The sequence below is a fragment of the Psychrobacter sp. ANT206 genome (genome assembly GCF_056880555.1).
On sequence record NZ_CP096271.1, the window covers coordinates 1,371,273 to 1,395,883 of the forward strand.

Consider the following 24,611-nt stretch of genomic DNA (forward strand, 5'->3'; position numbering starts at 1 on the left):
TATTGTGTAGATAATTGCTAATGATACCTATATTCACGGCAATGAGCAATCGATGTACAGTTGTTAACTGAGTTTTTTTACATATTATGACGTAAGCGCTCGTTTGAGTAAGAAATGCTCAAGAATTTATCATAGTCTATGTGACTTGCGAGCGCCAGTGATGATTATTACAGATAACATTTAGATAAACTTGTGTAAACCTAGTCTTATTATTATCCCCACATTGCCAGCAATCTCTTTTGTTGGTAGCGCAAACGTATGGTAAGTAAAATAGACGATAGAAATAACCCCGTAATTAAAGCCATCCAAAAACCTTGCGCCCCAATATCAGTGAAGCGTACTAGATAAATACCAAGCGGCAGTGCCACTATCCAGTAGCAAAATAGCGTAACCCACATCGGTATTGTAGTATCTTGCATGCCCCGTAATATGCCCGCGACATTGACTTGCCAGCCATCAAATAGCTGATAAGCAAGCGCAAAGATGAGCAAATGCATGGCTTGAGCTCGTACTACAGGATTGTCAGTGAATGCCGCTGCCAATTGTGGTCTAAATAGCCAAACACCAATCATACAAGCAAATGCAATAAGTACCGTCCATATAAGACCGGTTGCTTGTACTTGACGCAGTGCCATTAGGTTTTTTTCACCAAAGCGGTTGGATACCATAATGGTCAGTGCCATCGCGACCGAAATTGGGATCATAAACAACTGCGAGGTCACTGATAGGGCGACTTGGTGCGATGCGGTTGCCAACTCACCCAATGGACTAATCACCAGTGCGCCTAAGCTAAATAGACTGGCTTCAAAAAAGATAGAGACGCCAATCGGAATACCAAGCTTGAGAAGTTTTTTTATCTGTGCCCGATTTGGGCTGGCAAAGGCATAAAAAAAGCGCGTACTGGCAAATTGCTGACGCTTAGTAAAGCTGGTATAAGCGGCTAATAATAAGACGTTAATCCACAAAACGATAGCAGTTGCTACCCCGCAACCAGCGCCACCCATCTCAGGCATGCCAAACAAGCCATGGATAAAAATATAGTTAAGTGGGATATCTGCAAGCAGCCCTATGATACTAATAACTGTCACTGGCTCAGGTCGACCAAGCGCTTCACAGTAACTACGCAGCACCGCATAAACGGCAATTGCAGGGAAGCCAAATGATACGCCATGCAAATACTGAGTTGCTATCGGTTGTATATTTTCAGGAACACCCATGAGGGCAAGTACATTGGGTGCTAGGTTGACAATGATAAAACCAAGAATACCAATGACACCAGCCGTCCATAGTGACTGCTGCGTGATATGCGGCACTTTATCGAGTTGGTTTTGACCAATGGCTTCACCGATCAGAGGCGTAGTCGCAATCAAAATACCTGTTGCTAATAAAAATAATGGTAGCCAAATACCTGAGCCGACAGCGACAGCAGCCAAATCAAGTGCCGAAACTTGACCTGCCATAATGGCATCGACAACACCAAGCGCAGCTTGACAAAACTGGGTGATTAAGATGGGCAGCGCGAGTATACCTAAGCGTAAACTGTAACTTTTAAAATCTACAAAAGACAACGGGAAAACCATAATGAGCAACTTTTATTCTTTACAATAATTATTTTTGATAAACAAATTTTACTAATGAATAAACACAGCCATTAATAAATCAATAGCGAGACAGTAAAATAGGAGGTGTGCGACGATAATACTCCGATAAATAATATGAGCAAGTCCATTTTTAATAACACTAAGCATGCAGAGTGAAAAAAGAATCACTGATGCTAGAATAAAAATAACCCGCCGATTCAAGTAATGAAGTGACAGGTCATAAGTTAATAGAATGGTAAAGAAGTTAGGCTATAATGTAAATATTTTAGAAAGGTTTGATAAGGGTCGTATTTATAGGTGTATTAAGCCTCTAATAGAAGAATTAAACATCAATTTTGGTGCTTATAAGCCAGAATTATTCATTCAATAGAGTCAGTATCTTCTGACAGTAAATTAAGATTTCCTGCAATATCCATAATTGCATACCAGTGTTTAGGCTCAAGCGGTATGATGGTCAATTGCTCACAGCCTTTTCTCAGTAATAATGAGTCCTCGAGCGCGGGCAGAAACTTTAGCTCTGACAGTGGTAATATATCATTAAAAGCTTGATTGAAAGTCACATCCACCATATACCATCGCGGATTCTCTGCGGTGGCTTTCGGGTCGTAATGCCGGTGTTCAGGATGAAATTGAGTAATATCAGGATAGCCAGCTTGACTAATAGTCACGATACCAGCAACGCCAGAGGGTTTAGCACTAGAGTGGTAAAAAAACGCCTTGTCACCTAATTGCATATCATCACGCATAAAATTGCGGGCTCGGTAGTTACGCACGCCATCCCACATCTCTGTTCCTGCACCTTCTAAGTCTTTTATACTAAAACAGCTTGGATTAGATTTTATAAGCCAATATGCCATGGTTTTTATCCTTTTTATATAGTTGGTTATTTATAATTATTTTATATAATAATGGTGATTCTTAGTTATTTTGCCTATAACTAAGAATATTTAACATGAGCCTTTGTCATTGGTTTTGTTATCGATAGAATTTTCTTGAAGTTAGGCTTTTTTTTACTGTGCTTAGCCGTTATCCTAGCGGTATTTTCTGCTACTGATGGCAGTTACCTATTTATAGATAAGTCTGCTTATGTCAAATATCAAACCTAATCAACTGTTTCAGCAAGCAAAGCCTTTTCATGATGGTCATTCGAATACAGTAGAAGTGACAGACATTCCATTGGCGTTATACATCCATATCCCGTGGTGTGTCAAAAAATGCCCATACTGTGATTTTAATTCACATGAGCTACCAGTTGATAGTCAGCTGTCCATGTATGATGAATATGTAGATGCATTATTGCAAGATGCTGCGATGCAGCAGATATTGACCCAAGGACGTGAGATTAGCTCCATATTTATCGGCGGTGGTACGCCGTCGTTGTTGCCCATTGCTCAATACCAGCGCTTGTTTGATGGTTTACGGAAATATTATCAATTTTCTAGCGACATCGAAATCACCATGGAGGCAAATCCAGGTACCCTTGAGCATGCGCCATTTGCTGAGTATTTAGAGGTGGGTATTAATCGCCTATCGATAGGTGTGCAGAGCTTTTCTGCTGAACAACTAACCACGCTTGGACGTATTCATGATCCTACTCAAGCGCTATCTGCAATTAAAGCGGCTCGAGAAGCTGGATTTGAGCGCGTAAACGTGGATTTGATGCATGGACTGCCAGAGCAAACCATGAGCGAGGCGTTAGACGATATTCAAATGGCACACGATGCTGGTGCGACCCATATCTCATGGTATCAGCTGACCATTGAGCCAAATACCGTATTCTATCGCAGTCAGCCAATTTTACCCAATGAGGATCGCTTGGCAGATATAGAAGAATCTGGTCAGATATTATTACAGAATTTAGGCTATTGCAATTATGAGGTATCAGCATGGTCTGGGGCAGGGGATAAGCCTTGTCAACATAACGTCAATTACTGGCAGTTTGGTGACTATTTGGCAATCGGGGCGGGTGCTCATGGAAAAGTCACTATTGGACAAGATATTATCGGACAAGATATCGGCAATGAGATGGCGACTGATTTCTGGACTATTGATAATGAAACCAACCAAGCAGGTATCTATCGCTTTAGTAAATCCCGTATGCCAAAAAGTTATATGGAATATGAAGAAGCTCATGTCCAAGAGGGGGCATCAATATCAGCGCCAAAAATGGTTGGCTGGCAAGCGATTGATGAAGAGGAGTTGGTTAGTGAGTTTATGCTTAATGCCTTACGTTTGCATGGTGGCGTAGCATGGTCGTTATTTGAAGCACGTACGGGGCTAAGTTATGACAGCATTGCCATACAAGTTGCTACATTAATCGAGCAAGGTCTATTAATGGATCATCCGGAACAGTTACAACCGACAGAACTTGGTAAAAGGTATCTCAATCAAATCTTAAGAGCATTTTTATAGCGAAGTATGCTTGTTAAATGTTCAGAACTTAAGCTTCATAAAAAAGGGCTTATCACATAGATGATAAGCCCTTTAAACAACCTAAGTATTTAAAGCTTAGATTTTGTTTTGTACTTCTTGTGCAGTACCACTTACAGCACTACCAGCGCTTGATACGTCTTGGCCTAGACCTTTAAAAGTGTTACAACCAGTTAATACAAACATAGCAGCCAAAGATGCGATAACTAATTTTTTCATGGTATATTCCTCAAAAAAGACAGATACAGATAAGTAGTGTAGTAACAGTGAAACCTGATGTTGATCATAAGTTGCACTGCAAGATGATAACAGACGATGACAATGTTTTTATATTATCCCTTTGTCCGTTACAGCCATCATAATCAAAGTTAAAATACGTGCCCAGTATCAAAATGTAATTATTGGCAGTAAACTGTAACTTTTAATTACCTTTGCCATATAAGTCAGAAAAATAACCAATGCTAATGACGGAGAGAGTATGACCATTCATATCGTGCTGGTAGCGCCAAAAATGCCCAGTAATACGGGCAACATCATTCGTCTGTGTGCCAATAGTGGGGCGCAGCTGCATTTGGTCAAACCATTAGGGTTTGAGCTGGATGATAAAAAACTGCGCCGTGCAGGATTGGATTATCATGAGTATGCCCATCTACAAGTACACGACAATTGGTCAATAGCAAAGCAAGCACTGCAAGATGCTGACTGTCATACCATTACGGCGTTGACTACCAAGTTAAGTAAGCCTTTTTATGATTATGACTTTGGTGGACAAGCAACTGCAGAGTCAGGCAGGAAGTTTTCTGGAAATAATGTGGCCATGGTTTTTGGCTCAGAAACAGCGGGACTGACAGATGATATACGTGAAGATATTGGCGCTGATAACTGGCTACGACTGCCGATGCTAGCAGATTCGCGCAGTTTGAATCTGTCGAACAGCGTGGCAATATGTTTATATGAGGTATGGCGACAACAAGGATTTGGCGGTGATGAAGGTCGTAGTATCGGCTATGAGACACTCACCGTCTACGACCCTAAAGAGTAATTTTTATTATTAAAATTAAAAAAGGCAGATAAAGAAAATAATTTATCTGCCTTTTTTATGGTCATTTATAAGCAATTAGGCGGTTTGGGCAGCCCAGCAAGGCGATTGACATGGCGGGCGACCAAGCCGGTATTGAACAGCTGCTGTAACTTTTGATTGCTGATGTCATCATCAGGTAAAGTCTGCTGCAGCCATTTTATTAGTGGGCGCGTGGCAGGTGCGTGATTAAATTTCACAAAAAAAGCTCGTACTTGCTGTAACACTGCCAAGCGCTCAGTATCTAAGACGATATCCAAGGTATTAGCTAGCTGCTGTGCAATATCGGGCGTCCAGATAGTGTGGTCACATAAATGTCCATCTTGGTCTAATGCCACGTTGATTGAGCTCAGAGAGGATGTAGACGAGTTAGTAGACATACTCATAAGGCAATCGTCACTACTTTATCAAAGCGGCTTTCTTGGGTCATTGCTACCCATTCGGCAGCGCTTAAAATACCAGTGAGCTTTGCCGCTAGATTAAGCTTCGCTGCGGTGTTTTCATGCAACTGTGTCACATCGTCGGCAAGCGCGTAAATACCAGCAATGGTTTCTATTTCCATATTCTCGATATCGCCCAAATACGCATTGAACCAATCTATAAATGCTACGGTTGTACCCAATAAAAGGATGCTATCGCCCGCCTGCCATGACAACGCCATTTGTTCCGTAGTGCGTCTGAGCGTATCCATACTGCTATGTAATTGATATAAAGTTGCCATACTCGTGTCCGATTGCTTGCTATAGGTTTGAAACAATAAAATTTTACATCAGCTTTGCTATTTATAGCTTTAAGATTAAAAAGTGAGAATTTGCTCAAATATTTGTAAATTTACTTCTTCTGGAATCAAGACTAACTGCGTTGCCAAGTCCGTCGGTAGCATGCCAGCTATCCAGCCACTAAAAACATCGTCAGGTAGCCACGCGGGCGGCATGTCATAAAGCTCAAGCGCTTGAATCATACCTTGCAAGCGTGAGTTTGGCTGCATTAAAAATCCAAAAACGGGTGCATCCAAATACAGCTGCACATCATGTCCAAAAGTCGCTAATGTCAAAGCCAGCGCACAGCCTTCATAGCTTGCCATCTCAGTGGGCGTATGCAATCGAATGAGGAGTTTCATGGGGTGTTCCTAATTTTTTATTAGAATTGTAGTAATCGGCAGTCGCCTTGCATCATCATCGCAAGCTCACTTAGACCTACGAGTTTAAAACCTGTCGCTAGGTTCTCTGTCTCTAACTGATGGCGCGCGCTATTGTCCGTATCACTGATACCGCGGCTAAGTGCCGTACTGACGCACACCGGCAGCACAAGATTATATTGCTCAGCAAGTGCCTGCCACTCTTGGGTAATATTTGATTGATCGGCGGATTGCCACCTTAGACGATTGGCAGTATGTGCTGCATCTGCATAAAAGAAGATGTTTAATACAGAGTTTTCATGATCCGCGCTATTAGGCGCATTATCGGCTAAAGAGGCGTTTTGTAGATAAGCGCGCGCATAGCGTAATGCCAGATAGGCAAGTGGATGGCTTGGGTCAGCGGTAATCAAAAGTAGAGGCGTTGAGAGTGTCATAATGGCGGTATCACATAGTATTAATAAGCATTGAATAAATGAGTATTGAAAAAGGACTGAGACCTTGTGACTGTATATTGTATCATCATTCAGCGCTTTTTCATTTTTTGCAAGTATAGTCAATTCTAAATAAAACAGATACGTTATGTTCCAACGTAGTACTGGTATAAATTTTTCTGGCGTGCTGTGCCTACGCCGACAGAGGCTGCGTAAAATTCATCCCAGTCCTACTGTAGCGCTTTAATACTGAATTCGCTATATGCTTGCTCTTGGCAGCGCATTACTTTATTTATGTTACTATAAAAGCATGGTGTTTCACTGATCTATAGTAGTTGTGACCGTTCCGTAAGAAAAAACAATAAACTTATTCGCCCAGTTCACGTAGGCTTATGGCTCTATGCTGCAATGAGGTAACATCATTATGCTATCTACCACTCCAAATGGTAACGGCTATCAGCCCACATCAGAACAGCTACAAGTATTGCAAACTGCCAGTGAGTTTGCTTATCAAATTTGGCAAAGTCGCACGGGCGCCTGCCAGACGTTTTTACGCAGTTATCCTTTAGACACGACCTTAACGCGCCAACAGATTGATGACCTGATACAAGATTATACATTGGACGAAAATTATCAGCTTGGTCATGAAACCAAAGTGATGAGTGGTTTACGCAATTTGCGTATGCTACTGATGATGCGTTGGGTATGGCAAGACGCGTTGGCAGTGATTGAACTTGAGCAATTGACCGACGAGTTGTCCGAATTCGCTGATGGGTGTATTTTATTTGCGAAAAACTATACCTATCAGCAGTTGGTGACTCAATATGGTCAGCCTACCTTTATTAATGAGAAAGGCAATGCGCAAGTTGATGATATGGCTATTATGGCAATGGGCAAGCTTGGCGCTCATGAGCTGAATTTATCAAGTGACATTGATCTGATTTTTATCCATCAAGCGCGCGGTGAAACTGATGGGGATAAAACCAAAGGCACACGCAGTATCGATAACAAGCGCTTTATGACGCGCCTTGGTCAAGGTATTATTAAGCTGCTCGATAACAATACAGCAGATGGTTTTGTGTTTCGGGTAGATATGCGCCTGCGCCCATGGGGCGATGGTAGTGATTTAGCGATTCATCTATCGGCGTTGCAAAAGTACTTTTCTCAGCATGGGCGGGCATGGGAACGATTTGCTTGGTTAAAAGCCCGTGTGGTTGGACACATAGAGCGACCATTCTATGACGACATTCAAGCACTTATTAAACCGTTTGTCTTTCGGTATTACGTCGATTATAGTGCTTTTTCGGCATTACGAGAGATGAAGTCTCTGATCCAAAATCAAGTCGCCCAGCGTGAAGATTTGGACAATATCAAACTCGGTGCTGGTGGTATTCGAGATATTGAGTTTATCGTTCAAGCTTTCCAGTTGATTTATGGCGGACGGCATCCGCAGCTACAGGTCAAATCTTGTTTGAAGGCAATGCAGGCGCTGTATGAGCTTAAGTATTTAGAAGAAACCACTTATCAGGAACTGCAGAGTGCTTATCGGTTTTTACGCCGGCTTGAGCACGGTATTCAAGCAATCAATGACCAGCAAACCCAGCGTCTTCCTCATGATGTGCATTGGCAGCACAATCTTGCGCTCACGCTTGGGTTTGAAGACTGGGCTTCATTATTAAATACGCTTAATTATCATCGATATCATGTCAATGTGCCGTTTGAGCGTATGGTTACTGAAAGGCAAGTACCGGATCACGATGATGAGCTAGAACCTGCTAACTTGGATGAACAAGTGGCTCGTTTAAATGACGTGTTGACGGAAGAGAATCATATTCAATTGCAGAATTTTTGGCAGTCAAAAATGGTTGCCAATTTAAGCGATGAGGCTCGTGAACGCTTGGACGGAGCGTATCCAGTCATTGTACATGCGCTACTTGCTCATCAAGATCAGCAGCAATTGGCGAATACTGCATTGCCGCGCTTGATTGCCTTGCTGGAAGCGATTTGTCGTCGTTCTATCTACTTAGTCATGATTGCAGAGAACCCAAACGCCACGGTTGAGTTGATTCCGATGCTGTCTGCTAGCCCTTGGATTGCCAAAGAGCTGGCACAGTATCCAGTGTTATTAGATACATTTTTACAGCAACGCTATCGGCATTTACCAGACAAGCTTGAGCTGCGTGATATCTTGCGTCAGCAGTTATTGAGAGTAGAGCCTAATGACGAAGAAAAGCTGCTTAGCGTATTACGATTATTTAAAAAGAATCAAGTATTAGCGGTTGCCGCCAGTGATGTGTTGGCTGAACGTCCAATCATGAAGGTGTCGGATTCTTTAACTTATATTGCTGAAGTGGTATTAGAAGCGGCGCTTGAGCGTGCTTTTGCTGAAATTGTGAAACGTTATGGTTATCCTATTGGCCAAGATGGCGATCCGGTCACCGAAGCGGATTGCGGCTTTGCGATTATAGGCTACGGTAAGCTTGGTGGTCTTGAGTTGTCTTATTCATCAGATTTAGATTTGGTGTTTTTGCATAAAATAAAAGAGCAGGGTATGACCACGGGTGAAAATTCGGTCAGTGGCATGAAGTTTGCGGCACGCTTGGCGCAAAAGCTCATGACCTATCTTAATACTCAAACCCGTGATGGCCGTGCTTATGAGGTGGATATGCGCCTGCGTCCCTCCGGCAATGCTGGCATGATGGTGGTGTCTTGTCATGCGTTTGAAACCTATCAGCTTGAGAAAGCTTGGTCATGGGAGCATCAAGCGCTGGTACGGGCGCGTGCAATCTGCGGTGATAAACGCGTCACAGCCCGTTTTTGTGATATTCGCCGTACGGTCTTAGCATTACCACGCACAATTGAGGAAGTACGTATCGAAGTGACAAGTATGCGTATCAAAATGCAAAAGCATCTGGGTACGAGCCAATGGCAACAGCAAGCGGGTAAGTTTCATCTTAAACAAGATGCAGGCGGTGTCATTGATATCGAGTTTTTGGCACAATTTGCCGTACTGGCCTATTCGCATGAGCATCCAACCTTGACCAAATGGAGCGATAACGTCCGTATCTTTGAAGAGATGGCGACACTAGGTATTTGGGAGCGTGAGATCTGTCAAGATTTGACGGGTGCTTATTTGCGCATAAGGGCTGCAACGCATCAATTGGCACTATCCGAGCAGTCATTACTGGTCGATGAGTCGCTTTGGACTGAAACCCGTGCACTCGTACAGGCGCAGTGGCAGCATTTGATGGGTGTAGAATCGACAGAATAGCGGTATTAAAACGGCTGTGCTGAATGAAAGGACAGTGTTAAGACAGTCTTGGCACTGATATTTAACGCCATATAAATAAAGGCACTGCAGTAATGAACTAAAATATTTCATTTGCTTGGCGTGCTGGTGATATAATCATTTGCGCATTAAATTTGCACATGATATTCGTGCATTAAAACAGACACTCAGTGTCACTATAAAATTTTAATTAAAACATTTACTTAACACTCAACAAAAAAAGTTAGACGTTAGCGCTAGCATAAGGATTATTAGATGAATATGGCAACAAAGGAAGGCAAGCTTTGGATGAATGGCACGATGATTGAACAGCCAGATGCCAAAATTCATGTGCTTACGCACAGTATGCATTATGGTATCGCAGTCTTTGAAGGCGTCCGTGCTTATCAAACTGCTGATAACCGTACCGCGATTTTCCGCTTAAAAGAACATACTGAGCGTCTGCTAGGTTCGGCAAAGATTTTCCAAATGGATGTGCCTTTTGATGCAGCAACACTTGAGCAAGCACACAAAGATGTGGTCAAGCAGAACAATCTAGCAGAAGCTTATATTCGCCCGCTGATTTGGTTCGGTGCCGAAAAACTGGGTCTATCGTCACGTGATAATAGCGTCAATGCCATGGTAGCCGCTTGGCATTGGGGTGCGTACCTTGGTGAAGAAGGTATCAAAAACGGTATTCGTGTAAAAACGTCATCATATACCCATCATTTGCCAAACGTGACCATGTGTAAAGCAAAAGCCTCAAGTAACTATCCTGTATCTATCATGGCAAACCAAGAAGTGACCCGTAACGGCTATGACGAAGCCATCTTGATGGATCCACAAGGCTATGTCTGCCAAGGCGCTGGCGAGAACTTATTTTTAGTTAAAGATGGTGTATTGCATACCCCTGATTTAGCAGGCGGGGCACTTGACGGTATCACGCGTCGAACTATTGTCCAATTCGCTGAAGATTTGGGCATTAAAGTTGTTGAGCGTCGTATCACTCGTGATGAGTTTTACTTAGCGGATGAAATATTTATGACTGGTACCGCTGCTGAAGTCACGCCTATTCGTGAATACGATGATCGTACTATCGGTAATGGTGGTCGCGGACCCTTGACTGAAAAGCTGCAAACCTTGTACTTTGATGTGGTCCATGGTCGTAATGAGCAGTATATGGATTGGTTAAGTTTTATTGACTGATTGTGTTACTTTATTTTTTTAAAAAAGCTGGACGTCACTGTCCAGCTTTTTTATGATTAAATGATTCTTTTTAAGTAGAGCTATTAAATAACTATATTCATAAATAGTCTACAATAACTGCTTTTTAAAGTATTTTACTAATCTGGTTTGAATGCACATTATATCGAGGTAGCTGTGAAAATCCTTCATGTTCTGCTTACTAGGATGCCTATACCGCCTTTAAAATATGGAGGCACTGAACGTGTTGTTTGGGCATTATATAAAGGGCAAAAAGAGTTGGGGCATGACGTTAAGTTTATGACCAAGCATCAGAACCAACATCCTGATTCAATTTTATACAATCCTGCTCAGGGAATTGAAGATCAAGTAGAAGGCTGGGCCGATGTTATTCATTTCCATTTCTTATTTCAAGGGACATTAAAAACCCCTTTTGTTTGTACAACGCATAACCAACAGATTACCCCTGCTATATTTCCTAAAAATACTATATTTCTGGGGAAATTACATGCCGAACGTAGTGGGGGAGAAGCGTATGTTTATAATGGCTTATACTGGGAGGATTATGAGCAACCTAATATAAAGCAGCCAGAAAACTATGTACATTTTTTAGCGAATGCAAAATATAAAGACAAAAATTTAAAAGACAGTGTGGATATTGCAAGACAAGCAAATAAAAAATTGCATGTTATTGGTAGTAAACGTTACTGCTTAAAATGGCGTAAAGACGGAAAATATCAACCTTATATTTATCCGGGTAATGATCTTAAGTTTTATGGCATGATTGGCGGTGACAAGAAGAATCAGGTTATTCGCAACTCGCAAGCGTTGATTTTTCCTGTACTAACAAATGAAGCTTTTGGCTTAGCTATGATTGAAAGCCTATATTTAGGCTGCCCTGTTATTGGTAGTCGATGTGGTTCTCTACCAGAGCTCATCAATCAAGATGTCGGTGTTAGTACCGATAGTAAAAGTGTGATGATAGATACTCTAAGAAATATTGGACAATTTAGTCGTCAGCGCTGTCATGATTATGCACGAGACACATTCAATCACCTTGTGATGAGTAAGAACTACTTATATTTTTATGAAAAAGTCTTAAATGGTCATGCTTTACATGAGACAGCACCTGAGGTGACTCAAAATCTCCCATATGATTTTGTCTTAAAAGATTAAAAGATTAAAAGGTTAAATGATGAAAATATTACATGTACTTTTGACTCAGTTAAGTATTCCACCCAAAGATTATGGTGGTACTGAACGAGTGTTATGGGGATTGTATCAAGGACAAAAATCACTAGGGCATGAAGTCAGGTTTTTAACCAAGCACAAAAGCTCACATAAAGATGCGGTCTATTTTGATGAGCAACTGCCTTTAGAAAAGCAAATAGAAGGGTGGGCAGATATCATTCACTTTCATTTTCGCTATGATAATGATATCGATACTCCATTTGTGTGTACTGAACACAGTAACAGCGAGATTGAACAAGAATACCCTGTCAATACGATCTATTTATCAAAGAAGCATGCGGAAAACTATAATGCCAATTGCTATGTGCACAATGGTTTGTATTGGAATGATTATGGCGAGCCAGACTTTAATCCTAAAAACTATGTCCATTTTTTAGCAAAAGCTTCTTGGCGAATTAAGAACCTGCAAGGAACTGTGAAAATAGCGCAGCAAGCGGATATTCCGCTACATGTATTAGGCGGCGATCGTTTTAACATCCGTCGGAACCCTTATTTTTATACGTCCTCAAAACTGACCTTCCATGGAATGGTTGGTGGTGAGCAAAAAAATCAGTTACTCCGTCACTCCAAAGGATTGCTCTTTCCCGTGTTATGGCATGAGCCTTTTGGATTGGCAGTCATTGAAAGCCTATATCTGGGTTGTCCTGTACTGGCAACACCTTTTGGGTCTCTACCAGATATCATCACGCAAGAGGATGTTGGTGTTTTATCTGACAGTTATGCCGAGCTTGTTGAGGCGACTAAAAATATTGATAGATTTGATAGACGTGCTTGTCATCATCATGCGCAGACGTATTTTAGTCATGTTGCCATGGCAAAAGGCTATATGGAATGCTATGAAAAAGTGCTTGCAGGCGAAGTACTTAATGCAACTAAACCAAGAGCCAAAGCAAATATTAAAGAAAGATTAAAAATGAGAGACTGATTTAGTGAATTAGTCGAAAGGGACGATAGTGTAAAACATACGTTTACCGATACTACGTTTAATCTTTTTGAAATAATGTTTTAGGTCTCGTGGATCTTTCGATCTGATTTTTCTATGCTCTATGCGTCCAGCTTCCAAATCGCTTGCTAAAGTAGGATTATCTGCTTCTAAGAAAGTTGATTGTATGCTTAAAGCAGGAGAGATTTGGTAGACTGATATTCGAGGTAAGAATTTATCAAAAATCATTTCGTCTATTGGCACGTAGTCGTTTTCATTGAGAGATCTGATCTGATGAAGTAGTGTTTTTGCGCCTTTATTTGAAATAATATAAGCCGCTGCTCCGGTATGCCAGTTTTCTAACTTTAAAAAACATCTCTCTCCATAATTAATTTCTTTTTCACTACAATGTGTTTTCTCTAATGCTGTTTCTAATTTGATAATATCCATGTCAATTAAGTTATCTAATACCCATTGATCATCAGTGAGAAAATTATTAGCATTTTCTCCTAAGTATATATCGTCCTCAAATATTGACATATATTCGAGATTGTCGTCTATTATTTTTTGCCATAAGCAAACATGGCTCAAAAAACAAGCTTTTTCTATAGGTGATAAACGCTCACTTTCTGCCAAGCGTAAACCTAATGCTTTAGACACTTCCGTCAATTGAGAGACTGTTATCGCATCATAGAATTTAAAAGGGATGTTTTGCTTTGTAAATTCTTGAATGATGTGCTGACGACGATCAGTCGCGGTTGTTAAGCTGATGACATGGTTCTGCATTCAATCTTTTCCTTGGTTAAGCTGCCAAAGCATTATATATTTATCCATTGTGTAGCCTAATGAGGCGAAAGCCAAAATATAGCCATAAGCCCCGCCTAATATGTCAGCACGCATGATGTATTCACGAAAGAAAGAAAACCAAGAACGTAATACCATGCCTAAAAGCGTTACCTTTTTACCTTTATGATGTTTTTCTCTTGCCCAATCATGACTGTAGCGCACATTTTTCATCAAAAAATGGTGTAAATTATCATTGGTAATATGCAATAGATAACCTTTCAATACCTCACTTGGAACGCCTTTTTGATCTAACGATTCATGAACGTCTAAATTAGAGTATTTAAATAAGCTATTGGCATATAATCGTGCCAGTTTATCTGTATACCATATTCGTTTCTGTACTTCGACGCCGCAAAACTGATTGACTCGAGCCACACTAAATACTCTATCAGTCTGTAGCGGCTCATTTAACAACCTAGCAATAGAGTGTCTTAAATTATTCTCTAGACGTTCGTCTGCATCTAGTACTAAGACATAATCACAAGTAGCATAAGATTGTGCCAACTGTCGCTGTCTTCCGAAGCCTTGCCACTGCTCATTGACGTACCATTTAGCACCATACTGTAGGGCAATGGCTTTAGTATCATCTGTGCTACCAGAATCCAAAATAATGATTTCATCTACAATATCTTGTACCGTTTTTAAACATTCTTGTAAATGCTTGCCTTCATTTTTTACAATCATTACTAAAGACAAGCTGCTTTGTTTTTTCGATACGTCTACTGGCTGTAAGTTTTCAGCTATTTCCAACGATTTTATAAATGCTTGCTCTGTTTTATTGTATGTTAGGTCATATAAAATAGCGTATTTATTAAAGGTATACTGCATAAATAGCAGCGAATATATGAGTCCGTATTTGCCTTTTAAGAAGCGTCCATCTATTAGGTACTGCTTAATAAATGCCCAAATTGGATTGAAAATAACTTTATAAAAGCTAATTTTTCTACCTTTTTTATGGCGATCCTCAGCCCACGCCTTAGCATAATCTAAACGTTTTTGTAGCCAAAATAGTGGCGTTTCGGCTGTATGATGGCGCATAAACCCATCTAATGTCTTAGTAATAGCATTATGTAAGACGACAGATTCATGGACTAGATTTTCATTATAATAAAAGTGACAGGGATATAAACGCCAGTGTGCTTTTATTGCCCAATAGCTAGGGTCAATTTCGTGCCCAAAAATACAATCAATACGCTTAATACCATAGACTGTATTATCAGGTTTTTGTGTGATGATCTTTAGTATACTTTCTTTAAGCTGAGGAGTAACTTCTTCATCAGCATCTAATGCAAAAATCCAATCACCGGTCGCATATGACTGTGCCAATTGACGTTGTTTGCCAAATCCTTGCCAATCTGTATTGACATACCATGTTCCGCCATATTGCTCTACGAGCTGACGGCTATTATCGGTGCTGCCTGAGTCTAATACGATGATTTCATCAGCCAATCCTTGCAGAGAAGGTAAGGTAATAGCAAGGTTTTTGGCTTCATTTTTAACTATCATTACTACTGATAAGCGGTATGACCTAATATTTTTTACATGATTCACACCATATGCTCCTGTAGATAGTGATTTAGATTTGCATCAAAATAAGGGCTAATACCCTAAAAAATGGTAGCCTACAGTTTAATTAGACAATAACAAATGTATTAGCGAATGAATAAAAAAATGTTTTAATAGATGCTTGTTCGTAATATAAAAATAGAGGAGACTAGCATACAAAGGTAGAGCGCTGCAATATTAAACAATTATTTTACGGCTATTTATTATACCAAGATAGGCATCACAAGTATGAAAGACGGGTTACTATGATAACTAGCAATAAACCAACTATTTTACTAATATTAAAAGCGTTAGAAGGGCGCGGTGCAGAACGTATGGTCACGACATTGGCGCGTGCCTATATAGATATGGATTATGATGTCCATGTGCTTTGCCTAGAAGATACGACAGATATGTGCTTAGATTCTCGCGTGCATTACCACATCGTCCCTTATAATCAGCCGCTTTTTAATATAGAAACTGAGCAAGCCACCGCTTATAAACAGGTTGCAGCGCGCATTGATGAATATGTACTAAAAAATATCGGAACACCTAAATTAATCTTGGCCAATATTTACAAGGTTAATTGGATTATGGCATATAGTAAGCTACCAAATATAGTGAACGTATTGCACACCGCAGTGTCCAAACAGTTTCAAGAAAAGCTAGCAACCATACCTGCTCAAACCATAAGTCATTTAAAAGTGGTTTACGGTGCTCATCCGTGCAGTTGTGTCAGTGAAGGCGCATGCCAAGATTTATTGGCATTAATAGGTAACTTAAATAGAACCACGACAATTTATAACCCATGCGATGTCAGTCAAATTCAGCAATTGGCTAGTGAACATTTTCATATTGAAGAGTTTGGCTTGACTGATAAAGGTTATATTATTCATGTCGCTTCGTTTGACGCTATGAAAGGTCATCGTGATTTACTGCAGGCCTATGCCAAAACAGAGCGCAGACTACCATTGGTTTTGGTAGGTAAAGGTCGACTTGAAGATGAAATAAAACAATTAGCGATTGAGTTAAAAATTGAGGATAAAGTATATTTTTTAGACTTTTATACCAATCCTTATCAGTTGATTGCGGGAGCCGCACTGCTCGTCATGACTTCTAAGTACGAGGGCTTTGGTTATGTTATCGTCGAAGCGCAAGCCTTAAATGTACCTGTTATCAGTACGGATTGCCCCTTTGGTCCAAGAGAGCTGTTACCACAGAAAAACTTAGTTGCTATTGATGATATCGAAGGGTTGGCAGCGCTAATAAGTCAGGCATTAGATAATGCGAATCAATTTATAACGCCGTTAAATCAGCAGCTATTACCAAAACATATTGCACAGCAGTATTTAGATTTTTCGCTATCAATAGTAAATGATATTAACTAAAGTCGAAAAGTGATTGAGAGATAGGAGAGTGATTGGTAACACGCATGCCATATTGTTGATAGGTTTTGGCTAATAAATTAAATGACGGTACAATAGTATTGCTGATGACATTATTTAGCGTCGTGGGCGCACTACGCTCTCTATCTTCATAAAAACGCGGCTCGTTACTATTAAGTAGATCAACACCATATAAATGCAGTGCGTTTGCACCACGGGAGAAAGCCAGCTGCGTTGCTACATAAGCCACTGTTCCAGCTTCTACAAAGCCGTAGGTGATGTCTAAGGACAACCCGATAGGTGATGGCTGATGATAGCTATCGATAACAAATTTAGCAAGCTTAGCAAATGCTGATAGTGGCGTTTTTCTATTGAGCGCTTGGTATCGTGACTCCTTACCTAACAGCAAAAGACTAAATTCTGAATCATTTCCTTTAACACCCCACGGTCTGTCAACAAGATAGATAATACGCATCTTATGATGATATTTTTTTATGATTTCAGGGTGGGCGCTGACCAATGCTTCTAATACTGCCAAGGTGGCATATAAGGGCTGACCGGTGTAGTATTTATTTAATATATCGGGCTGATGGAGGATAAAACGTGCATCACTAATGACATAACCGACGACTTTGGTAAAGCTATACTGAGCGGTGAGACTAATACTACCATTAATAAAAATCGTGGCTGTATCTAGTAAAGGTATAAAATCTACCTCAGCAATAGAGGGACCTGAAGCAATGATATTGACAGCTTGTCGGTCAAGGTTTTGTTGATTTTCTTTTGCGTTAAATGCGTGAATAGGGAACGGCTGATTACCAACCTCAAACTCAATCATAGGAGGTAATCCCAATGTCAGCTCCAGATATTTTAAAGTAATGATGGTTTGATGATTAAATTATATCCAATACTCTTTGAGCCAAGGGCTCGGCTTCACATGACGATACCATTTACCGCCACCCCCTGCTATCGCGTCTGGTGGATTAATCTCACCATGGAAAATAACGATTTTAGCGTCATTTGGCAGAGTAGGTGCCCGTACTAGATTAAAAGGAATAGGTGCAATACACTGATATTTAAAGCTAACACACCAGTCTTTGTCCCAATACTCTAAATGATGATACTCACGTAAATAATTGGACAGATATGCTTGCTCATGACGAACTTGAGTACGAATAGTTTCAAAATTACGTTCAAAATTTGCGAGCAAATTAGGATAAGTATTCATACCGATATTGAAGCGGTATACCGAGCTATTGCCAATCATACGCCACGGTTTTTTCCAGTCACGAATGATAACCACACTATCTTCATGCTCAGCTTCATAAGTGAAAAATCCGTCGATATTATCAACGATAACGATATCAATATCTAAAAACAAGGCGACGCCTTTGAGGTCATATAATTCTTGCTTAAAAGTCGTGAGCTTTTTCCAGCCACGCTCAGGTCCTGCAGGTAGATTGAGCTCAGGGATGGGGTGGCAGATAACAGCAGGATCGATACCAGTACTGTCATCGGTTAAGCAAACCATCTGAAAATCTAAAGTTAAGTTACGATGCACCATGTTATAAAGACGGTTAACATATTCAGCACCATATTTATCACCCCATTTCATACAAATAATATAACGCTGATCAGAGTTTTTACTGTCTGTTGGCGTTTGATTGGTTGGGAAATTTTGATTCATGTCAGTTGCCATAGTGCACTCATATTTATATAAATAAGGGGCTAACTTTTAAAAAATTGATAAAAAACACTAAAATTGAGAGTCTATCAGTAGCGTACGGATTTCACTGTATCAATTTTATTTATTATCGACCTTAGTGTGATGTGTGCGAATGAATGCTGCTAGATTGGCTTCATCAGTGTTGTAAGGATTGTCTATCATAGGGATATGCTTAAAGCGTCGATAACCCCACATATAATGACTGTAATTGTCTTCAATCATACGTTGCATTGCTAGATTGAGTGCATAAGCTGCCGTTTCAGTATTGCGATCATATAAGGCATGGTCATCGAGTTTATAGCAATAAATATCAAAGCCATGCCCATCGTCGCGGCGAATACATGCCAATCCGACCAGTGCGCATTTGGTTTTACTAGCAAGTTTGGAGGCGAGGGTACTGGTCAACGTTTCAATGCCAAAAAAAGGCACGATGACACCGCCTGAGGGGTCAGGAACGTGGTCAGGTAAGACAATACTAAAACCACCTTGTTTAAGTGTTTTAAATACTGCTTTTACACCGCTACCATCCGTCGGTACTAATGTCGCATTGAGGCGGGCACGACCTTGCAATATAAAATTGTTGGTAACGTCACCTTTTACGGGCTTATACATGATGGTTGGCGAGCCAAATTGATTGAGCCAAGCATTCATCATCTCCCACGTACCCAAATGCGGTACGATCGCGAGCATGCCGTTAGGACTGGCAAGTCCATCAAGTAAAATGTCTTTATTATGGACGTCACGAATTTGAGCGATACTCCAATCAGGTGACATCGCCCAGCTTTTGATTGACTCAATGCTGGTTAAACATTGATGGTAGATAATATCTTTGGTTAATGCTTGTTTTTGCAGGTGAGATAACGTAGGGGCAATCAGTGCCATATTGATTTTAACCGTGCGCATGATACTAGCGCTTGGCATCCTTAAGATTATCCACGCAACAAAACGTGCCAGCATCTGCAAGACAGACAGTGGCACGATTTTGAAAATATGATACGGATTCATGACCATTCACACAGTGATGAATCACATAACAGGCACTGTAAAAAATAGCTTCGCATGATCAGACTATTTATTCAGCAGACTTAGTAGTGTCAGCTTGTACTTTTTCACGGACACGGATACCAAGCTCACGTAGCTGCTTGGTATTTACCTCAGCCGGTGCTTGGGTCAATGGACATTCAGCAGTTTTGGTTTTTGGGAAGGCAATCACGTCACGGATAGAGCTTGCGCCTACCATAAGCATGATTAAGCGATCCAAACCAAATGCCAAGCCACCATGTGGCGGCGCACCAAATTTTAACGCGTCAAGCAAGAAACCAAATTTGTCTTCTGCTTCCTGATCATCAATACCCAATGCTTCAAATACGGCTGTTTGCATCTCAAGTGTATTGATACGTAAACTACCACCACCCACTTCAGTACCGTTTAATACCATGTCATAAGCGATAGAAAGGGCAGATTCAGGATTGGTTTTTAATTCTTCAACCGAACCTTTTGGCTTAGTAAATGGATGATGCATTGAGGTCCAGCGACCATCTTCAGTTTCTTCAAACATCGGGAAGTCAGTTACCCAAAGTGGGGCCCACTCACAAGTGGTCATTTCTAAATCTAAACCAATCTTTTGACGTAGGGCGCCGATGGCATCATTGACCACACTGGCTTTATCTGCACCAAAGAAGATAATATCGTTGCTTTCTGCACCAGTACGCTCAATCAGGCTGACCAACACATCATCAGTCATATTCTTAATGATAGGAGACTGTAGACCAGATTCTTTATCCACGCCGTTATTGATGTTGCTGGCATCGTTGACTTTAATATAAGCCAAACCACGTGCACCATAGATACCAACGAACTTGGTATAAGCATCGATTTGCTTACGGCTTAATGAAGCACCGCCAGGGATGCGTAGGGCAGCAACGCGACCTTTAGGATCGTTAGCAGGACCGGCAAACACTTTAAAATCAACGTCTTTCATTAAATCTGCAACGTCAATCAATTTAAGCGGAATACGTAGGTCAGGCTTGTCTGAAGCATAATCACGCATGGCTTCAGCATAAGTCATACGTGGAAATTGTTCAAATTCAACGTCCATCATTTTCTTAAAGACATGCTTAATCAGACCTTCGTTGATATTCATGATTTCTTCTTCATTTAAGAAGGAAGTCTCAATATCGACTTGGGTAAATTCAGGCTGACGATCAGCACGTAAATCTTCATCACGGAAGCACTTAGCGATTTGATAATAGCGGTCAAAACCTGCGACCATCAATAACTGTTTAAACAGCTGTGGCGACTGTGGTAAGGCAAAGAAGTTACCCGGACGCGTACGTGAAGGCACAAGATAATCACGAGCACCTTCTGGCGTTGCACGAGTCAAGATAGGGGTTTCTACGTCTAAAAAACCATGATCATCTAAGTAACGACGAATCGCTGAGGTGGCTTTAGCACGGAATACCATACGATCTTGCATTTGTGGACGGCGCATATCAAGATAGCGATATTTGAGACGCAAATCTTCTGATACCGTACTTTTCTCATCATTCAATGGGAATGGCGGAGTTTCAGACTTTGCAAGCACTTCGATTTCTTTCGCCAACAGCTCGATGTGACCACTGGTCATGTTCGCGTTTTCAGTGCCCGCGTAGCGTTGACGGACACGACCTGTGATTTTTATTACATACTCAGGACGTACTGCATCAGCAATAGCGAACGCCTCTGGAGTATCAGGATCGACAACGACCTGCAAGATACCAGCGCGGTCACGCATGTCTAAAAAAATCACGCCACCGTGATCGCGACGACGATGTACCCAGCCTACGACACTAATGGTTTGCTCAATTAAGCTTTCGGTTACGGCTCCGCAATATTCGTCTCGGTATTCGCTATGCGTCATAATATAATTATCCAGTTGTCAGCCCAATTCGAAATACAATAATGCAGCCATCGTTGCGCTTCTTTTAGATAATAACTAGTTTAGTTAAAAGAAGCGCAAACAACGCGATTAAGACAAATAGTCATCACGTTGGCTACAGAAAATTTGGTGTAAACGTATATTATGCCTAATCTGCCTTTGTTATACAACCGAATCAGCCCAATCAAAGCTCAGTAAAGATGGCTATAAGCCGTATTTATGCCGTAACAATTGCATTAGGTTAAATATTGTTCCTCTGCTTGAAAAGATAAGCGCGCGTGCGCATATCAGCCTAACTTATAAAATTACACTAAGACCGTCTTAATCATTTAAGGAATCGCACTCATGCTTTTTAATCCCTCTAAAAACCCTGTTGAGCTAAGAGTTATCCATCTGAATAAAAACCAAGAGCAACGCCGTGAAGACCTGATGGAGGCGACTCAAGGTAAAGCTGCCCTCAAACAATTCAAAAAAGCACTGGCTAAAAAAGCAAAACAAGCCCTAAAAGCGAAAACCAAAAATAAGAAAAAAAATAGTGATAGCAAGCAACAAGTTTTTGTACTCGACTTTGATGGCGATATCAAAGCCACTGCTGTTAAACATCTGCGTGAAGAGATTAGCACGCTAATAAGCACCGCAAATAAAGGCGATGAAATAGTGGTGCGTCTAGAGTCGGGTGGCGGCGTAGTACACGGTTATGGTTTAGCCGCAGCACAATTGGCTCGTCTAAAAGATGCCGGTTTGAAACTCACCGTCTGCGTTGATAAGGTTGCAGCTAGTGGTGGCTATATGATGGCCTGTGTAGCGGACAATATTGTAGCGGCACCATTTGCCATTATTGGCTCTATCGGTGTGGTATCACAACTGCCCAATTTCCATAAATGGCTCAAAAACCATGATGTTGATTATGAGATGTTTACGGCTGGTGATTACAAACGTACCGTGACTGTATTTGGTGAAAATGATGATGAAGATCGTGCCAAATATCAAGAAGAACTAGAGCAAACACATGAGTTGTTTAAGCACTTTGTCAATCGTTACCGCGGTATGCTTGATGTAGATAAAGTCGCGACAGGCGAGCATTGGTATGGTGAAGATGCGCTGCATTTGAACTTGGTGGATAAATTACAGACATCGGACAGTTATTTATTAGAGCGTATGGAGAACAACGAAGTGTACGCGCTGCATTCACGCCAAAAGCCAACACTGGCAGAAAAGCTAGGGCTATCACAAGCTGCAGAAGCGACCATCAGCATGGCGGTTGATAAGCTGCCAGATGCACTAGCACGATTTGACCTTAATAGTCGTTTAAATATCTTAAAGTAGTTTTAAGTTTTAAAAGGTTAGTGCATAGCTGATCTTTAAAGTTCTAACCTTAATTTGTGCATTGTTTGTATTTTGTAAAAGGCGTGTCCTAACGGGTCGCGCCTTTTTGCTGTTTAAAAATAATCGCTGTGTTATAAATGGTAAATACGATACAGAGTTTACGTACGTACACTATGAAGTTTTTTATAAAAATGTGATCGAAATAATTAATAAGGATAGGGAAATCATTATGTCTAGCAATGCCTTGATGTTTACAGCAACAGAACATGGTCAAGCCGTGCATGCCCAAGTACAAGCATTTATCGAAACCCATCTTGAGCCCATTGAAGCGCAATTTTGGGCAGACTGTCATCAGCAAAATCCTGATGGTAATTGGAAAAATTGGCAGTGGCCAGAAAAGTATGAGATCTTACGTAAGCAAGCACGTGAAGCTGGCCTGTGGAATTTATTTTTGCCGGATGACATCCTAGGTGCTGGCCTTTCGGTTACCGATTATGCACCGATTGCAGAGTTGACAGGTCGCAGTTTACTAGCACCTTATGTCTTTAACTGTAATGCCCCCGATAGTGGCAATATGGAGCTGTTGTGGCGTTATGGTACACAAGAGCAGCAAGACAAGTGGCTGACGCCAATCTTGGAAGGTAAAACGCGTTCGGTATTTTGTATGACTGAGCCTGAGGTGGCATCCAGTGATGCGACTAACATGCAGGCGACTGCGGTTGTCGATGGCGATGAGATTATTATCAATGGTAGTAAATGGTGGTCGTCCGGTCTTGGCGACCCAGCAGTTGATATTTTGATTGTGATGGCATACACCCCTGATGAAACTAAAGACCGTCATCATCAGCATTCGATGGTATTAGTTCCAGCAAAAACTGCAGGCGTTAATATCGAGCGCATGCTAAAAGTATTTGGCGATTATGATGCGCCGCACGGGCATGGTGAGGTCAGCTTTAATGATGTACGTGTACCCGTTAGCCACTTTATCGGTGGCCCAGGTATGGGCTTTGAGATTGCGCAAGGTCGCTTAGGGCCAGGTCGCATTCATCATTGCATGCGTTGTATTGGCGCTGCTGAAAAGTCGCTAGAGCTGGCTGTAAAACGCGGTATGGAGCGTACGGCTTTTGGTAAGCCATTACTACAACTAGGTGGTAACTTTGAGCGTATTGCTGAGGCTCGTATTAAAATTGATCAAGCGCGTTTATTGACATTATATGCAGCGCAAAAAATGGACGCGCAAGGCACCAAAGCGGCACTCACTGAAATTTCTGCTATTAAAGTAGTTGCGCCAACCGTGCTACAAGAAGTAGTCGATATGGCGATTCAAATCCATGGTGGCATGGGCGTTTGCCAAGATACGATGCTGCCGAGTTTCTTTGCTCAAGCACGAGCGCTGCGCTTAGCCGATGGTCCTGATGAAGTGCATAAAACCATGATTGCGAAACTTGAGCTAAAGCGTCAAGGTTTTAGCCGTTCGTCGAAACCTGCTAAATCTTAAGGTAACTTAGATTTGTATCTATAACTAATACAAAACAAGCTCAATG

At 41.2% G+C, this 24,611-nt stretch carries 22 protein-coding genes; 9 read left to right on the top strand and 13 right to left on the bottom strand.

The annotated features are described in order from the left end of the window. Positions 1-212: 212 nt before the first annotated feature. A complete protein-coding gene (locus tag M0221_RS05775) occupies positions 213-1,580 on the bottom strand; it encodes an MATE family efflux transporter (protein WP_011513501.1) in 1,368 nt (455 codons plus the stop codon). 380 nt (positions 1,581-1,960) lie between these two features. Further along, a complete protein-coding gene (locus tag M0221_RS05780) occupies positions 1,961-2,458 on the bottom strand; it encodes an EVE domain-containing protein (RefSeq protein ID WP_483284658.1) in 498 nt (165 codons plus the stop codon). Between the two features lie 229 nt (positions 2,459-2,687). On the opposite strand from M0221_RS05780, the gene hemW reads away from it, so the two are divergent. Beyond that, positions 2,688-4,013 (top strand): radical SAM family heme chaperone HemW, encoded by a 1,326-nt coding sequence (gene hemW, locus M0221_RS05785; protein WP_483284659.1) that lies wholly within the window; start codon positions 2,688-2,690, stop codon positions 4,011-4,013. A 96-nt stretch (positions 4,014-4,109) separates the two neighbouring features. Here hemW and M0221_RS05790 read toward each other — a convergent pair whose 3' ends face one another. After that, positions 4,110-4,250 carry an entericidin A/B family lipoprotein gene (locus M0221_RS05790; RefSeq protein WP_011280495.1) on the bottom strand — a complete coding sequence of 47 codons (141 nt, stop codon included), beginning with the start codon at positions 4,248-4,250 and terminating at the stop codon, positions 4,110-4,112. Between the two features lie 259 nt (positions 4,251-4,509). Here M0221_RS05790 and M0221_RS05795 point away from each other — a divergent pair, with 259 nt between their 5' ends. Then, on the top strand, positions 4,510-5,073 hold the full coding sequence (locus M0221_RS05795) for a tRNA (cytidine(34)-2'-O)-methyltransferase (RefSeq protein WP_483284660.1): 564 nt from the start codon (positions 4,510-4,512) through the stop codon (positions 5,071-5,073). 65 nt (positions 5,074-5,138) lie between these two features. Here M0221_RS05795 and M0221_RS05800 read toward each other — a convergent pair whose 3' ends face one another. The 4 genes from M0221_RS05800 to tusD all read right to left on the bottom strand — a co-directional run bounded on the left by M0221_RS05800 (position 5,139) and on the right by tusD (position 6,681). Beyond that, entirely contained in the window at positions 5,139-5,495 is a 357-nt protein-coding gene (locus tag M0221_RS05800; RefSeq protein ID WP_483284661.1) for a TusE/DsrC/DsvC family sulfur relay protein, read from the bottom strand. Continuing rightward, entirely contained in the window at positions 5,492-5,830 is a 339-nt protein-coding gene (locus tag M0221_RS05805; RefSeq protein WP_483284662.1) for a hypothetical protein, read from the bottom strand. Before M0221_RS05805 ends, M0221_RS05800 begins: the two co-directional genes overlap by 4 nt. A gap of 75 nt (positions 5,831-5,905) precedes the next feature. Next, on the bottom strand, positions 5,906-6,229 hold the full coding sequence (locus M0221_RS05810; protein ID WP_483284663.1) for a hypothetical protein: 324 nt from the start codon (positions 6,227-6,229) through the stop codon (positions 5,906-5,908). Between the two features lie 20 nt (positions 6,230-6,249). Then, positions 6,250-6,681 (bottom strand): sulfurtransferase complex subunit TusD, encoded by a 432-nt coding sequence (tusD, locus tag M0221_RS05815; RefSeq protein WP_483284664.1) that lies wholly within the window; start codon positions 6,679-6,681, stop codon positions 6,250-6,252. A 421-nt stretch (positions 6,682-7,102) separates the two neighbouring features. Here tusD and glnE point away from each other — a divergent pair, with 421 nt between their 5' ends. The 4 genes from glnE to M0221_RS05835 all read left to right on the top strand — a co-directional run bounded on the left by glnE (position 7,103) and on the right by M0221_RS05835 (position 13,325). Beyond that, entirely contained in the window at positions 7,103-9,949 is a 2,847-nt protein-coding gene (gene glnE, locus M0221_RS05820) for a bifunctional [glutamate--ammonia ligase]-adenylyl-L-tyrosine phosphorylase/[glutamate--ammonia-ligase] adenylyltransferase (RefSeq protein ID WP_483284665.1), read from the top strand. Between the two features lie 273 nt (positions 9,950-10,222). After that, positions 10,223-11,152: a branched-chain amino acid transaminase gene (locus tag M0221_RS05825; RefSeq protein WP_011513510.1), complete on the top strand. Its 930-nt coding sequence runs from the start codon at positions 10,223-10,225 to the stop codon at positions 11,150-11,152. 174 nt (positions 11,153-11,326) lie between these two features. Then, positions 11,327-12,325 carry a glycosyltransferase family 4 protein gene (locus M0221_RS05830; RefSeq protein ID WP_483284666.1) on the top strand — a complete coding sequence of 333 codons (999 nt, stop codon included), beginning with the start codon at positions 11,327-11,329 and terminating at the stop codon, positions 12,323-12,325. Positions 12,326-12,344: 19 nt separating this feature from the next. Beyond that, complete coding sequence (locus M0221_RS05835) at positions 12,345-13,325, top strand: glycosyltransferase family 4 protein (RefSeq protein ID WP_020443378.1); 981 nt, start codon at positions 12,345-12,347, stop codon at positions 13,323-13,325. Positions 13,326-13,334: 9 nt separating this feature from the next. On the opposite strand, the gene M0221_RS05840 is transcribed toward M0221_RS05835, so the two are convergent. Together M0221_RS05840 and M0221_RS05845 are read right to left on the bottom strand one after the other, a co-directional pair. After that, positions 13,335-14,108, bottom strand: a complete 774-nt coding sequence (locus tag M0221_RS05840; protein WP_339663647.1) for a glycosyltransferase family 25 protein — start codon at positions 14,106-14,108, stop codon at positions 13,335-13,337. Then, positions 14,109-15,674 carry a glycosyltransferase family 2 protein gene (locus tag M0221_RS05845; RefSeq protein ID WP_483284667.1) on the bottom strand — a complete coding sequence of 522 codons (1,566 nt, stop codon included), beginning with the start codon at positions 15,672-15,674 and terminating at the stop codon, positions 14,109-14,111. Positions 15,675-15,979: 305 nt separating this feature from the next. On the opposite strand from M0221_RS05845, the gene M0221_RS05850 reads away from it, so the two are divergent. Next, entirely contained in the window at positions 15,980-17,101 is a 1,122-nt protein-coding gene (locus M0221_RS05850; RefSeq protein WP_483284668.1) for a glycosyltransferase, read from the top strand. Here the strand turns inward: M0221_RS05850 and M0221_RS05855 are convergent. From M0221_RS05855 to aspS, 4 genes are all read right to left on the bottom strand, one after another. After that, a complete protein-coding gene (locus M0221_RS05855) occupies positions 17,094-17,936 on the bottom strand; it encodes a hypothetical protein (protein WP_483284669.1) in 843 nt (280 codons plus the stop codon). The two genes, M0221_RS05850 and M0221_RS05855, sit on opposite strands and share 8 nt — an antisense overlap. Positions 17,937-17,996: 60 nt before the next feature. Further along, positions 17,997-18,797, bottom strand: coding sequence for a glycosyltransferase (locus M0221_RS05860; protein WP_483284670.1), 801 nt, complete (start codon positions 18,795-18,797; stop codon positions 17,997-17,999). A gap of 105 nt (positions 18,798-18,902) precedes the next feature. Further along, positions 18,903-19,829, bottom strand: a complete 927-nt coding sequence (locus M0221_RS05865; protein ID WP_483284671.1) for a lysophospholipid acyltransferase family protein — start codon at positions 19,827-19,829, stop codon at positions 18,903-18,905. 67 nt (positions 19,830-19,896) lie between these two features. Then, positions 19,897-21,723, bottom strand: a complete 1,827-nt coding sequence (aspS, locus tag M0221_RS05870; RefSeq protein ID WP_483284672.1) for an aspartate--tRNA ligase — start codon at positions 21,721-21,723, stop codon at positions 19,897-19,899. A 363-nt stretch (positions 21,724-22,086) separates the two neighbouring features. Here aspS and sohB point away from each other — a divergent pair, with 363 nt between their 5' ends. Beyond that, positions 22,087-23,067 carry a protease SohB gene (gene sohB, locus M0221_RS05875; protein WP_483284673.1) on the top strand — a complete coding sequence of 327 codons (981 nt, stop codon included), beginning with the start codon at positions 22,087-22,089 and terminating at the stop codon, positions 23,065-23,067. 247 nt (positions 23,068-23,314) lie between these two features. Then, positions 23,315-24,565, top strand: coding sequence for an acyl-CoA dehydrogenase family protein (locus tag M0221_RS05880; protein WP_483284758.1), 1,251 nt, complete (start codon positions 23,315-23,317; stop codon positions 24,563-24,565). Positions 24,566-24,611: the final 46 nt, after the last annotated feature.